Here is a 14015-nt window from a genome sequence, read left to right as displayed (position 1 = left end):
TAAGAGAGAGTCAGCTTGGATTCTGAAATAGGTTTGGCGCAACTCAACCATGACCCGCGCACTCAGCATGACGACCCGTTGCTGGATGGGTTGTTGGCTCTCTGCTCACTGCATTACAAGCCCGCCAGCCGGGCCATGCTGACCACCGGCCTGCCCTTGGCAGGGCAGCGCCTGAGCCCAGACTTGCTGCCGCGCGCAGCAGCTCGGGCGGGTTTGCAGGGGCGGTTGCTGCAGCGCACGCTGGAAAAGATCCCATCTATCGCACTGCCAGCCTTGCTGCTGTTAAAGGAAGGACGCAGTGCGGTGCTGTTGGGATGGGACGGTGATACCGCCCGCCTGTTGCTCAGCGAAAGTGACGGCGGCGAAGTCCAGGTCAGCCGTGAGGTGTTGAGTCAGGACTACAGCGGCCGGGTTTTCTTCGCCCAACCGCAACATAAATTCGACATCACCAGCGGCACGCTGATCCCGCGCGCGCACTCGTGGTTCAAAGACACCCTCAAACGCTCGCGCTGGCTGTACGCCGACGCCATCGCCGCGAGCCTGGTGATCAACCTGATCGCCCTGGCCGCCCCCTTGTTTGTGATGAACGTGTACGACCGCGTGGTGCCGAACCAGGCCACCGCCACCCTGTGGGTGCTGGCTATCGGTATTTGCGGCGCCTACCTGTTCGACTTGCTGCTCAAGAGCATGCGTAGCCTGTGCCTGGACCTTGCGGGCAAGAAAACCGACCTGATCATTTCCGCGACGCTGTTCGAGCGCATCGTGGGCATGTCGATGAAAATGCGCCCGGCGCGCGTCGGCAGCTACGCCTCCAACATCCACGAGTTTCAGGGGATGCGCGACTTCCTCACCTCCCTGACCCTCACCAGCCTGATCGATTTGCCTTTTACCCTGATCATCCTCGCGGTGATCGCGCTGCTGGGCGGCCACCTGGTGTGGATTCCCATCGTCGCCTTCCCGCTGGCCCTGGGTATCGGCCATTTCCTGCAAAAACCCCTGACCGCGACACTCGAGCGCACCATGGCCCTGGGTGCCGAACGGCAGTCGAGCCTGATCGAAACCCTCGCCGGGCTGGATGCGGTAAAGGTCAACAACGCCGAAAGCGAACGTCAATACCAGTGGGAACAGACCATTGGCACCCTCAGCCGCCTGGAACTGCGGGTCAAGGTCTTGTCCGGCCTGGCGATGAACATCACGTTGCTGATCCAGCAAGTGGCGGGCGTGGCGATGATCATCTTCGGTGTGTACCAGATCATCGACGGCACCCTCAGCATGGGCGGCCTGGTGGCGTGCTACATGCTCAGCGGCCGCGCGCTTGGCCCGTTGGCCCAGCTGTCGGGCCTGCTCACCCGCTACCAGCAAGCCAAGGTGACGATGGTCTCGGTGGACCAGATGATGGAGCTCCCCCAGGAACGCAACTTCGACGAGCGCCCGCTCAGCCGCAAATCGCTGCAAGGTGCGATGACGTTTCGCGAGGTCGACTTCACCTACCCGAACCAGCAAACCCTGGCCCTGCGCGGCATCAACCTGAATGTTCGTCCCGGCGAGAAAATCGGCATCATCGGCCGCAGCGGCTCGGGCAAAAGCTCACTGGCCAAGCTGCTGGTCGGCCTGTACCAGCCGGACTCCGGCTCGTTGCTGGTGGATGGCGTGGACATCCGCCAGATCGACGTCAGCGAATTGCGCCACAACATCGGCTACGTTGCCCAGGACATCCAACTGCTGGCCGGCACCTTGCGTGACAACCTGGTCTCAGGGGCGCGCTACGTGGACGATGAGATGGTGCTGCAAGCCGCAGAACTCGCCGGCGTGCATGAATTCGCCAGGCTGCACCCGCAAGGTTACGAACTGCAAGTGGGCGAGCGCGGGCAAAACCTCTCCGGCGGCCAGCGCCAGAACGTCGCCCTGGCGCGTGCGCTGCTGCTGAACCCGCCGATTCTGCTGCTGGACGAACCCACCAGCGCCATGGACAACACCGGTGAAGAGCGCTTGAAACAGCGCCTGCAGTCGGTTATCGAAAACAAGACGGTGATTCTCGTCACCCACCGCGCTTCGCTGTTGAGCCTGGTCGACCGCCTGTTGGTGATCGACCGTGGCCAGATACTCGCAGACGGTCCAAAGGCGGCCGTTATGGAAGCGCTGAAAAAGGGGCAGATCAGTGTTGCTTAAGTCCGGCGCAGGCCGTTTGAAGGACGTCATCTTCCGCTATTTCAAGGGCCGCGACTCCCTCGATGACCAGCCACTGCCCGAGGTCGAAAAGGCCCTGATCGACGACGCACCCCGCATCGTGCGCCTGACCATCTGGGGCGTGATCGGCTTCTTCGTGTTCCTGCTGCTCTGGGCCCACTTCGCGATCATCGACGAAGTGACCAAGGGCGAAGGCAAGGCGATCCCCTCGTCGCGCATCCAGAAGATCCAGAACCTGGAAGGCGGCATCGTCGCGCAGATCTACGTGCATGAAGGGCAGATCGTCGAAGCTGGCGCGCCGTTGATCCGCTTGGATGACACCCGATTTGCCTCCAACGTCGGCGAAACCGAAGCCGACCGGGTGGCCATGGAACTGCGTGTGGAACGCCTCAGCGCCGAGGTCGACAATCGACCGCTGAACATCACCGATGCCGCACGTAAAGCCGTGCCCAACCAGGCCTCGAACGAAGAGTCGCTGTACCTCAGCCGCCGCCAGCAGTTGGCAGACGAAATTGGCGGGCTGCAACAGCAGTTGCTGCAACGCCAGCAGGAGCTACGTGAGTTCAGCTCCAAGCAGGACCAATACCGCAATAGCCTGAACCTGCTGCGCCAGGAAATCGGCATGTCCGAACCACTGGTACAGCAAGGCGCGATCTCGCCGGTAGAAGTGCTGCGCCTCAAACGCTCCGAGGTCGAAACCCGCGGCATGCTCGACGGCACAACCCTGGCCATCCCCCGCGCCCAGGCCGCCATCAACGAAGTGCAGCGCAAAATCGACGAGACCCGCGGCAAGTTTCGCAGCGAAGCCCTGGCTCAATTGAACGAAGCCCGCACCAACCTGAGCAAGGCCCAGGCCACCTCCAAAGGCCTGGAAGACCGCGTCAGCCGCACCATGGTCACCTCGCCCGTGCGCGGCATCGTCAAGCAGATGCTGGTCAACACCGTCGGCGGCGTGATCCAGCCCGGCAGCGACATGGCCGAAGTGGTGCCACTGGACGACACCCTGCTGGTGGAAGCGAAGATCCGCCCACAAGACATCGCCTTCCTGCACCCCGGCCAGGAAGCCATGATCAAATTCACCGCCTACGACTACACCATCTACGGTGGCCTCAAAGGCAAACTCGAGACAATCGGTGCCGACACCGTGATGGACGAAGAGAAGAAAAACACCTTCTACGTCATCAAGTTGCGCACCGACCGCAGCCACCTGGGCACCGATGAGAAACCGTTGCTGATCATCCCGGGCATGGTTGCCTCCGTGGACATCATCACGGGCAAGAAAAGCATCCTGAGCTACCTGCTCAAGCCGATCATCAAATCCCGCGCAGAGGCGATGCACGAGCGTTGATTTTTTGCTGGCGGCACGGAGAAATGAGGGGAGATGTGCGAAAACTTGGGTTTTCGCAAAAATAGTCAGATTTCAGGGGTTTACAGAACCTTAGCAGTCGCTATAATCGTCGCCCTAACACGCCGGTATAGCTCAGTTGGTAGAGCAACTGACTTGTAATCAGTAGGTCCCGGGTTCGACTCCTGGTGCCGGCACCATACAAAACAAAGCCCTCACAGAAATGTGAGGGCTTTGTTGTTTCTGGGTTAATACAACCCAGTCGCTCGCCTGTAATCCTTCCCCAAACCGACAAACCGCTATTGGCCGACTACCAGCCGAAGCATAGCGTCTGCATGCCGTGTACACAGCGTATACAAAAATGTATGGAGCAGCGTTATGGCAGCCTCCCGTTCTGTCTTTCCAAGTAAAGCTCGAACTTGCCAGCGAGTTGGATCAACTGGCGCAGGCGACCGACCGAGATCGTCAATACCACCTGCAGCGCGCTTTGAGTCGCTACTTGGCTGATGAATCCTGGCATTTCAAATCCGTGCAGGAAGGCATTGCAGATGCTAATGCTGGAGCGTTTCCCTCATGCAGGGAAAGCGTCTCCAGTACCCGATTGCCGGGAGCTGATTATGACCACGTATGCGTATCGAACGACCTATAGCTTGTCAGGTGACCGCGAAGCGCCCAGGTAATTGACCAACTGATTGCAAGTCAGTGGTCCAGACTCATCACCACAGCACAAAGCCCCATAACTCTGGGCTTTGTGCTGTTTGGCGTTTGAATGAATATCGGCAACTGCAAGAAAACAAACCCGGCCAGGGTAATTCAAAGGCCGTCAGGAATATGGACGAAGAATTCCACCCCATCAAACAGGTGTAAACACTGTACAACCATGCGCCCGATCAATACGATGAGAAGCATTATCATTCACGCAGTGCGAGCCTCACATGCAGGATGCCAGCCCAACATCGTCCGTCGAACAGTTGTACGAGAATCATCACGGCTGGCTGCAGGGCTGGCTGAACCGGCGGTTGGGGCACAGTGCCGATGCCGAGGATCTGGCCCACGACACGTTCATCCGTGTGCTGCGCGCCCCTCAGCAGGTGCGCGAGTTGCGCCAGCCCATGGCGTTTCTCGCGGCGATTGCCAATGGACTGCTGGTCAATCGCTGGCGCCGCCAGGAGATCGAGCGGGCTTATCTTGAAGCGTTGGCTGCTCGGCCCGAAGGGGAGGAATCGTCACCCGAGGACCGGTATCTGGTGATCGAAACCTTGTTGCAACTCGACTCGCTGCTGATTGGGCTTTCTGAGCGCATACGGCAGATTTTCTTCATGTCCCAGCTCGACGGCCTGACGTACCCGCAGATCGCTGCGCAGTTGGGTTTGACTGTGGCTCAAGTGCAACGGGCCATGGGCAAGGCATTCAGCGTTTGCTATGCGAGCCGTTTCGAATGAGGGCCGAGATTAATCCGCAGGTGCGCGATATCGCCATTGATTGGCTTGTCAGGACGCAGTCCGGGCTTATGAGTGCGCCTGATCTGGAAGCATTGCAGTGTTGGCGCGAGGCGAGCGATGAGCATGAGCAGGCCTGGCAACGTGTCGCCAGCTTGCCGCTGTTGCAGCAGCCCGGAGCGAATCTTTTGCGCGACGCCACCGCGCGCAGGGCACTGGCGTCGGCTGGGCCGGACATGCAGAAACGTCGGCAGTTACTCAAGCGTCTGTTGGTCCTAGGTGCTGTTGGCACAGTTGCCTGGCAAGGCGCGGGTTCCACGCCAGTGCGCGCCGCGCTGGCGAACCACCGCACAGGAACCGGCGAGCGTCGCCATTGGACCCTGGTGGATGGCAGCTCGCTATGGCTGAACACGGCCAGTGCGGTGAACCTGGATTTTAATGACCAGGTGCGGCGCATCCAGATGATAGAGGGCGAGCTGGCCTTGAATGTGCGAACAGAATCGCGCCCGCTGCAGTTGATCACGCCGGACGCGATCCTGCAGAGCCGCGATGCGCAGTTGCAAGTGCGCCATGACCGGCAGGGCACGCAGGTCACCGTCATGGGCGGCCAGGTACAGGTCCACTCACGCGGCCAGCCAACGTCCTCTTCACTTGAGGCCGGATGGCAGGCACGGGTGGACCGCCTGGGTATCGGCGTACCGAGCCGCCCCGACCTGCTGGTCGCCCAGGCCTGGCTGCGCGGGATTCTGCCGGCGGATCGCCTGCGCCTGGATGCCTTGGTGGCGGAACTCTCACGTTATCGCCCCGGTGTTTTACGTTGTCATGAGCAGGTCTCAGGGTTACGCCTCACAGGCAGTTTTTCGCTGGATGACACCGATGCAGCCTTGACCCTGGTAGCGCGCACGCTGCCGGTGCGAATCGAGCGCATGACGCGGTATTGGGTCTCGATCGTGCCCGCCTGAAATATTTTTTCCGCTGCACGATAGTTTTTTCGTACTCGCTTGGCCTATAGGGATCACCCACCCGCCAGAGGTGGGTCTTGACCCCTTAGGAGCCCAGTATGACTTCACCTTCCCGCGCCCTGCGTGCCCGTACGCTTGGGCTGTTGTTGCTCAGCGTGCAACCGCTTTGCAGCCTTCCAGTCTTTGCCGCGGGTAGTTCGCAGCATTACAGCATCGACGCTGGCCCCCTGGATTCCGCGCTGTCACGTTTCGGCGCACAGGCGGGGATTACCATGGCGGGCAGCTCAACGCTGACGGCCGGCAAGAAAACCCAGGGGCTGCAAGGCGATTTCAGTACTGAGGCCGGCCTGACGCAGCTCTTGCTCGGCTCGGGGTTGACCTATGAGCGCCAGGACGACGGTAGCCTGCTGCTGGTACCGAGCAACGGCGACGTGTTGGAGTTAGCGCCGACTGCGATCAGTGGCACCGCATACGACACCTCGTTGGGCCGCAACGATGGCCTGGTCGCCAGCCGGACCATGAGTGCCAACAAGACCGATACGTCGATCATGGAAACGCCGCAATCGATCAGCGTGGTCACCCGTAAGCAGATCGATGCCCAGCAGCCACAAAGCATCGGGCAGGTGCTGCGCTACACCGCCGGGGTCAATGGTGAAGCCAACGGTGTCGATACCCGGCGCGACACGATTAGTATTCGTGGCTTTGACGCGACGACTGGCGGTGGTATCTATCGCGATGGCCTGCGCCAGTACAGCTTTGCCAACCAGAGCCGTGCTGTGGGTGAAGTCTATGGACTGGAGCGCGTGGAGGTACTGCGCGGGCCATCGTCAGTGCTCTACGGTCAAAGCTCACCGGGCGGCATGGTCAACGTGATCAGCAAGCGTCCCACCGATGAGCCGCTGCATGAACTGGTGGCGCAGGCAGGCAGTTTTGATCGCAAGCAATTGGCTGCGGACTTCGGCGGGCCGCTTAGCGAGGACGGCGTCTTGACTTATCGCCTCACCGGGCTGTGGCGAGACAGCGGTACGCAAATCGACTACGCCCGTGATGACCGTCAATTCATCGCCCCGGCAATCAGTTGGCGCCCCTCGGACGACACCTCGCTGACGGTGCTGGCGTCCTTTCAAAAAGACCGCAATGTGCTGGGCTACTACGCGTTGCCACGGGTCGGCACCCTCGATAGCTCGCGTTACGGACGGATCGCTACGGACCGTTTTGTCGGCGACCCTGACTTCGACAAGTACGATGTAGAACAGTGGTCACTGGGGTATCAGTTTGAACATCACCTCAATGATATCTGGACATTCCGCCAGAACGCCCGTTACAGCCGTTCCTACCAGGAACAGCGCACGATTTACCAGTACGGCCTGGACGACGACCAGCGCACCGTGGGCCGCTTCGGTTATCTGGGCCACGAAAAGGTGAAGAATGCCCTTCTCGATAACCACTTCCAGGCCCAGTGGAACGCCGGCCGTTTCGAACATACAACGCTGGTCGGTATCGATTTGCAACACGCCAGTACCAACCAGTTGGGGGGTGGCAACGTGGTTGATCCGCTGGATGTGTATGCGCCGGTCTATCACCAGGATTACAGCGACCTGGACGCTTTTTACGACATCAACCAGCGTCGTCAGCTAGACCAGGCGGGTGTGTATCTCTCGGAACAGCTCAAGTTCGACGAACATTGGGTCTTCAACCTGGGCGGTCGCCAAGACTGGGCACGCTCGAAAACGGTCCATTACGCCACCGATACGGCGGCAGACCTCAAGCAGCGCGATCACGCCTTCACGTGGCGGACCGGTGTGATGTACCTGGCGGACAACGGCCTGGCGCCCTACGCGAGCTATTCGGAGTCGTTTTTCCCTAACATCACGGCGGTGGCGCGTGACGGCAGTGCGTTCGAACCCGAAACCGGCCGCCAGTACGAAGTCGGGATCAAATTCCAGCCCAAGGGCAGTGACAGCTACGTGACCGTCTCGCTGTTCGACCTGACGCGGCAAAACGTACTGACTGCCGATCCTGCCAACAATCGTTTCTCGGTGGCGACCGGAGAAATCCAGTCGCGCGGGATCGAACTGGAAAGCAAGGCGCAGGTGTCCGATGCGCTGGAGTTGATGGCCAACTACAGCTATTCACACCTTGAAATTACCCGCAGCAATACGGCCGATGAGAAAGGCAATCAACCTGGCAATACCCCTGAACAACTGGCCTCGCTCTGGTCGCAATACACCGTTCAGGGCGGCGCGCTATCGGGCTTGGCGATAGGGGGAGGAGTACGCTATGTCGGCAAGAGCTATATCGATTCGCAAAACAGCGAAGGCATCCCCCATTACACGCTGTTTGACGCCAGCCTGAGCTACGACCTGGGCAAGCTGTCTTCATCCTATGCAGGGGCGAAGCTGGCGCTCAATGCGTCCAACCTGACCGACGAAACCTATGTCTCCCAGTGTGGTTACACCGGCGACAGCTGCAAATACGGGTATCGCCGAAATGTGACCGGGTCGGTGAGTTACAACTGGTAAGCACCACCTTGGCGACCGGATCGGCACGTAGCGCAATTGCCAGACAAAACCGCGTTCGTACTCGATATTTCAACAGCGTCGGCCGATAGAGGGCGTTGACAGCGGACTGCTTTCGGCAGCCTGCTGCCTGCTGCCTGCTGCCACGGCAGCTTTTGGCGGATTCCTGCCTATTCTCTACGGAAGGGATGATCGACAACGTTCGAATTCAGGAGGTTTACCATATATTCATCCTCGATCATCCCCTCCACGCCTCACCTCCCCTCCCGTTGAATCACCTCTTTTCGCGCCAAAGCTCCGGATTTCATCCTTTATGCTAAATTATGTATTGGCAATAATTATGGCGTATCCATAAAAAGGGATAATTGCATGAGCAGCATATTTCAGCGCCCTGAACTGGCTGAATCGATGGCAAACCAGCTTCTCAATCCAGGCGTATTAGATGAAGGTCTACGCTCAGGTCTTTTTCTGTCTGGCCTGCGCCGTACAGGTAAAACGACCTTCCTGCGCAACGACCTTATCCCCGCCCTGGAAGCAGCAGGCGCCCTGGTGATTTACGTCGACCTATGGAGCGATACGCTGGCCCACCCGGCAACGCTCGTGCACAACGCCATCCACAAGACCCTGAAAGAACTGCAAACGCCGGGCTCTTCAATCCTGGAAACGCTCAAGCGAGTCAGCAATGTCGATCTAGGCGCAGCAGGATTCAAGTTCGGTTTCAAACTCGACAGCATCGGCAACGCCGACGGCCCCACATTGGCGCAAGCACTCGCAGAGGTCGTCGACCAAGCGAAGACCGATCTCGTGCTGATCATCGACGAGGTGCAACATGCCATTTCCTCCGACGATGGCAACCAACTGCTCCTGGCCCTCAAGGCTGCTCGTGATGCAATCAACCCGCGCCCGAATACGCCGGGCTACTTCCTCTTTATCGGCACAGGCTCCCACAGAGCCCAGGTAAGCGAGCTGACCGCCAAACGCAACCAAGCGTTTTCCGGCGCGACATCGGCCGCGTATCCACTGCTAAAGGGTGACTACGTTGAATTCCTGCTCCACCGACTGGCAATGACGGTGAAGAAGGAAAAGCTCCCCTCACTTGAAGCCGCTGTCGAAGCCTTCAATACCCTGGGCAATCGACCTGAGGAAATGCTCAAGGCATTGCGTCAGCTACTGCAACAGGGCGGTGATCCTGATCTTTTCCTCCCCGTGATTGCCAGCACCTTACGCTCAGCGGCGGCAAGTATTGAGCTTGAAAAAGTCGAACAGTTGGGCAGCCTGGCTCAGGCGATTTTCAACAAGATCGCAGCTACGGAAGGCAACGCTCGGGGGATTTTCTCTACCGATGCAGCAGCGGAATACTCAAAGACGGTAGGTCGCGAAGTGCGGGTTGAAGAGATTCAACCCGTGGTGATTGCGCTGGTGGCGGAGAACATCATCATGCGGCGAGGGCATGGGATTTATGCGATTACGGATCAGTTTGTTCAGGAGATTTGGCTGGAGGAGCGGGCGTTGATTGAGGGGCGGTAGGGACAAGCAATAAATTTTCCACCTTAGTCACATGCTTGGACTTTGTAGGTCAGCTCACGTTTCCGACTTGCCCCACGTTGCCAAGCTGCTCACCGAAGATGCAGCGATGACGAAGGAGACGGACCGTCATGCCTGGGCGTCGCATTACTTGCAGGAGATGAGCAAGGCGGTGATTGATGATGTGGTGAAGGTGTTGGAGTCGCCTGGGAATACCGGGCTGTAAGTAGGGCTGTGAAGCGGCCCCAAAACCAGGCGCTTAGTTTTAACAGAAAAATCTCAGTGTCTTTATTGGGGCTGCTGCGCAGCCCGGCGCGGGGCAAGCCCGCTCACCACAGAGTGGTGTGCCCGCATTTGAGAGTGGTGTAGATACCCAGGGGCGTTTTTTTCGGTATAAACCTGAACATCCCTGCGTCGTGAACGGACTCCCATGAACGCCCTCAAACTGATCTGCCTCCTCATCGTTTTCCCGCTGTTGCTGGCCACCCTCGGTGGCTGGGAGCGTCAGCGTGCTGACGAAACCACCACTACGGTGGCCGATTACCACGTCACGGTGACTATCGCTAAACAGCAACTCCAGGCGCTGGCGGCGAAGGAGCCGACGGCGACGGTCGACCTGGTCGATGAAAGAATCAGCGTGCAAACGGCCCTCTCGCGCCTGGAAAAAATCGAAGCCGAACTGCCCATCGCCCACCGCGTGAACGGTGCGATGCGGGTCCTGGCGCCGTGGGTGATGGGCTTGGGTCTGTTGGCGGCGTTGATTGGTGCGGCTGCGTTGGCAGGTACGTACTGGGCCGGGCGGCGGGCACGGCAATCACGGGAGAGGTTATTGCAGGTGTTCTCTCTGGGCAGCCGCCTGTTGCCCTACGTGCTGGTGGGCCATGTGGTGGCGGTGGCGGCGGCCGTCGCGTTGACGTTGAGTTTCGAAGGCTTGGGGATGTGGCATATCGGCCGGCTGGGCAGTGGCGAAGTCAAGCTGATGGCGGTGCTGGGGGTGATCGCGGCGTTCTGTGTGTATTCGATCTGGCAGTTGCTCAGACAGCTGCGCCCTATGCTGGGGATGTTCAAGCCCGAGCCGCTGGAGATGTTCGGCCAGGTGGTGACGCCCGCGCAGGCTTCAGGGTTGTGGCGCCATGTGGACGCGTTGGCGGGTCGGCTCGGCGCGCTGCCACCGGACCACATCGTGGTGAGCCTGGCCCAGGGCTTTTACGTGACGTCCAGCGCGGCCACTGTGCAACCGGCGAACACTTCGCTGCAGGGGCGCACCTTGCATGTGCCGCTGCTGTATCTGGGCCTGCTGAGCCGCGAGGAAATCGGCGCGGTGATCGGCCATGAGTTGGCGCATTTTGCGGGGCAGGACACGGAATACAGCCTGCGCTTTTTGCCGATCTACGATGGGGTCAATCGCAGCCTGGAGGCGCTGTTGAACACGATGCTGGCCAGCGATTTTATCCAGGGACGGCTGATGCGGCCGTCGTTCATGTTCGGTGTGTTTTTCATGCAGCGCTTTGATGACGCGGTGAACCACTGGAGCCGTGAGCGTGAATTGCTGGCGGACGCTGCCGGCGCGCAGTTGGCGGGCCGTGCGGCGGCGGCTTCGGCGTTGTTGCGGGTGTCGGTGTTGCAGCCGCACGTTGAGGATGCCTTGTTGGCGTTGTGTGAAGCAGGCGCGGCTACCGATCTGCCCGACGCCGTGTTCGCGAACTTGCGTGAGTGTGAATTGCAACCATCAGCCGAAGCCCTGGAGATTCATCAACCCCATCCCACCGACTCCCACCCCTCCAATGGCGAACGCCTGCAGGCGCTGCACGTGCCACTGGACGATACCCTGCGCGGCGCCACCCGCGTGGTGGATCGCGACATAGCGAATGCGCAGATGGATGCCTATTTCAGCGCCCCCCAGGCATTGCGCGAGCAGCTGTCTCGCGACGTGATGGACGTGGCCGTGTCGGAGAACAGCGCGCACACCCAACTGCTGGAAACCCTGGCTGCTTCGGCCGAGGGTGAGCGCAGCCTGCATGAAGGCGGCCAGTGGCGCGGGGTACTGATGGCGGTGTCGGGCCTGCCCTTTGTGCTGGCGGCCCTGTTTATCCTGAGTCGAGTCTGGCTCGCCCCGGAGCGTTTGAAAGGCACGCCGCTGTCCGCAGTCGGCGCGGGCGCGTGTCTGGGCCTTATCGGGCTGGGCCTGCTGTGGCTGGGCATCCGTCGATTCAAGCGTGCGCCGCAGACCGCGTTGCGCCTGACGCCGGAGCATTTTGTGTTCAATAACCTGGCGCATCCGCTGCCCATCGAACATATCGAGGAGATCACGTTGCAGTTTGTCCAGGGCATCTGGGTAACCGTTCAACTGACGCCCGAGGCGCCGTTACCGGCAATGCGCAAGACCGCGTTCGGCGTACCCGGCGTGCGGGTCAACAAGAAGAAACGCCAGGTACTGCTGCTGATGGCACAGCTGTGTATCGACAATAAAAAGATCGAACCCTATGAGGGGTTGTCCTTGATGCTCGACTACAAGAATGCAGCGTTGGCGCGCAAGATTTTGCAGAGCCGTGAGGACTGATGCCCGCCCATAAAAAAACCCCGAACCAGTCGGGGTTTTTTATCGCCTGGAATCAGGCGCGACATGCGATCACTTAGAAAACGTTGATCGGGTAGTCGGCGAACAGACGGATTTCGTTACCGCCTACGTTGTACTTGTCGGCATTGCTGGAAACGCGCAACCAGGACGCACGAGCACGCAGGCTCAGGTCTTTGGCCGGGCCGCTTTGGACGACGTATTTGAACTGGTTGAAGATCTCGCGCTCGGTGCCATTGCCACGGTTGGAACCGTCGTCAATGTTGGTGCCGCGCACGTAGGCCACGTTGTAGGTCAGGCCAGGCACGCCGAAGGTGCTGAAGTCCAGGCCGTAGCCAGCTTGCCAGGAGCGCTCGTCCTTGCCGTTGAAGTCGGACCAGTAGGAGTTGGCCAGCAGGATGGTGTTGCCACCGTCGCCGATACCGCCAGCGTTACGGTAGCCGCCGTACAGGTAGCCGGTGTCACCCGTGCTGCGCTGGTGAGCGACGGTGAAGCTGTGCGGGCCGACAGCCCATGTGGCACCCAGGCTCCAGATCTTGTTGTCGCGAGCGTCTTCGCTGCCTTGGTTTTCCAGGGCGAAGCTCTTGTCCAGCTTGGTCTTGTAGCCATTGAAGTCAAAGGTCAGCGACTGTTTCTCTGGCAGGGCCAGCACGTAGTTGACGTTGACGTATTGCTTCTTCAGCACGTCTTGCATGTCGGAGGCGTACAGCGCAGCCGACAGGCTTTCGGTAAATTTGTAGCTGCCACCGACGTAGTCGATGCTTTTCAGACGGCCGCTGTCAGTGCCTTCGGCGCTCTTGCGCGCTTCCTTGGTGAAGTGACCGGCGTCGAGTTGCAGGCCGGCGATCTCTTTGGAGACGATCGACGTACCCGTGAACGTTTCGGACAGCAGACGGGAGTTGTCGTAGGCCAGGACCGGAACGTTAGGGAACTGATCACCGTACTTGAGCACCGTGTTGGAGACGCGGAACTTGACCGCTGCGCCGCCTTTGGCGAGGTCGTGTGGTGCCGAGCCAGGGTTTGCCGAGCCATCAGGGTTGGTGGTGCCATTACCCTGTTTGAAGAAGTCGATACCCCCCGCACCGGCGCGACCTTGGCCACCGTCCAGACGGATAGCATATTGGCCGATCACGTCCACACCCACACCGACGGTGCCTTGGGTGAAGCCGGACTCGAACTTGCCGATGAAGCCTTGGCCCCATTCGGCTTTGTCTTGCTTGCCGTTTTTGTAGTCGCGGCTGATGTAGGCGTTACGGGCTGCGATGTTCAGGTGGCTGTCTTCAACGAAACCCTTGGATTGCTCCTGGTCGTTTGCCATTGCTGTCGATGCGCTCAAAATCCCCAGAGCGATCAGACTCATCCGTTGCTTCAACATTTTTTTGTATTCCTTATTACGGGTTGAGTACGCGCGATGACACCAGGCTCCATGTCGCTTTTCTGGTGTCGACTTTTTCCGAAAAAAGA

General features: G+C 59.6%; 9 protein-coding genes, 1 tRNA gene and 1 pseudogene. 10 read left to right on the top strand and 1 reads right to left on the bottom strand.

The window, feature by feature from the left end:
- Positions 1-15: 15 nt before the first annotated feature.
- From NIBR502773_RS16885 to NIBR502773_RS16840, 10 genes and pseudogenes are all read left to right on the top strand, one after another.
- On the top strand, positions 16-2169 hold the full coding sequence (locus NIBR502773_RS16885) for a type I secretion system permease/ATPase (RefSeq protein WP_141156501.1): 2154 nt from the start codon (positions 16-18) through the stop codon (positions 2167-2169).
- Positions 2159-3535 carry an HlyD family type I secretion periplasmic adaptor subunit gene (locus tag NIBR502773_RS16880; RefSeq protein WP_065941138.1) on the top strand — a complete coding sequence of 459 codons (1377 nt, stop codon included), beginning with the start codon at positions 2159-2161 and terminating at the stop codon, positions 3533-3535. The genes NIBR502773_RS16885 and NIBR502773_RS16880 overlap by 11 nt, the downstream gene beginning before the upstream one ends.
- A gap of 121 nt (positions 3536-3656) precedes the next feature.
- Positions 3657-3732 (top strand) — tRNA-Thr (locus tag NIBR502773_RS16875).
- Between the two features lie 161 nt (positions 3733-3893).
- Positions 3894-4181 (top strand): CopG family ribbon-helix-helix protein, encoded by a 288-nt coding sequence (locus NIBR502773_RS16870; RefSeq protein WP_141156500.1) that lies wholly within the window; start codon positions 3894-3896, stop codon positions 4179-4181.
- A gap of 286 nt (positions 4182-4467) precedes the next feature.
- Positions 4468-4974 carry a sigma-70 family RNA polymerase sigma factor gene (locus NIBR502773_RS16865; RefSeq protein ID WP_141156499.1) on the top strand — a complete coding sequence of 169 codons (507 nt, stop codon included), beginning with the start codon at positions 4468-4470 and terminating at the stop codon, positions 4972-4974.
- Positions 4971-5933, top strand: a complete 963-nt coding sequence (locus tag NIBR502773_RS16860; RefSeq protein ID WP_141156498.1) for a FecR domain-containing protein — start codon at positions 4971-4973, stop codon at positions 5931-5933. The genes NIBR502773_RS16865 and NIBR502773_RS16860 overlap by 4 nt, the downstream gene beginning before the upstream one ends.
- Positions 5934-6031: 98 nt before the next feature.
- Positions 6032-8455 (top strand): TonB-dependent siderophore receptor, encoded by a 2424-nt coding sequence (locus NIBR502773_RS16855; RefSeq protein WP_141156497.1) that lies wholly within the window; start codon positions 6032-6034, stop codon positions 8453-8455.
- 366 nt (positions 8456-8821) lie between these two features.
- Complete coding sequence (locus NIBR502773_RS16850; RefSeq protein ID WP_141156496.1) at positions 8822-9979, top strand: AAA family ATPase; 1158 nt, start codon at positions 8822-8824, stop codon at positions 9977-9979.
- A gap of 55 nt (positions 9980-10034) precedes the next feature.
- Positions 10035-10202 (top strand): annotated as a pseudogene (locus tag NIBR502773_RS16845) (DUF3077 domain-containing protein); the annotation flags it as partial.
- 204 nt (positions 10203-10406) lie between these two features.
- Positions 10407-12536 (top strand): M48 family metallopeptidase, encoded by a 2130-nt coding sequence (locus NIBR502773_RS16840; RefSeq protein ID WP_141156495.1) that lies wholly within the window; start codon positions 10407-10409, stop codon positions 12534-12536.
- Between the two features lie 73 nt (positions 12537-12609).
- Here the strand turns inward: NIBR502773_RS16840 and NIBR502773_RS16835 are convergent, their stop codons facing one another.
- Positions 12610-13926 (bottom strand): OprD family porin, encoded by a 1317-nt coding sequence (locus NIBR502773_RS16835; protein ID WP_065941128.1) that lies wholly within the window; start codon positions 13924-13926, stop codon positions 12610-12612.
- Between the last annotated feature and the right edge of the window lie 89 nt (positions 13927-14015).

The sequence above is a fragment of the Pseudomonas sp. NIBRBAC000502773 genome, assembly GCF_006517195.1.
GTDB classification, from domain to species: domain Bacteria; phylum Pseudomonadota; class Gammaproteobacteria; order Pseudomonadales; family Pseudomonadaceae; genus Aquipseudomonas; species Aquipseudomonas marginalis.
This window is presented reverse-complemented; position numbering and strand designations above follow the sequence as displayed.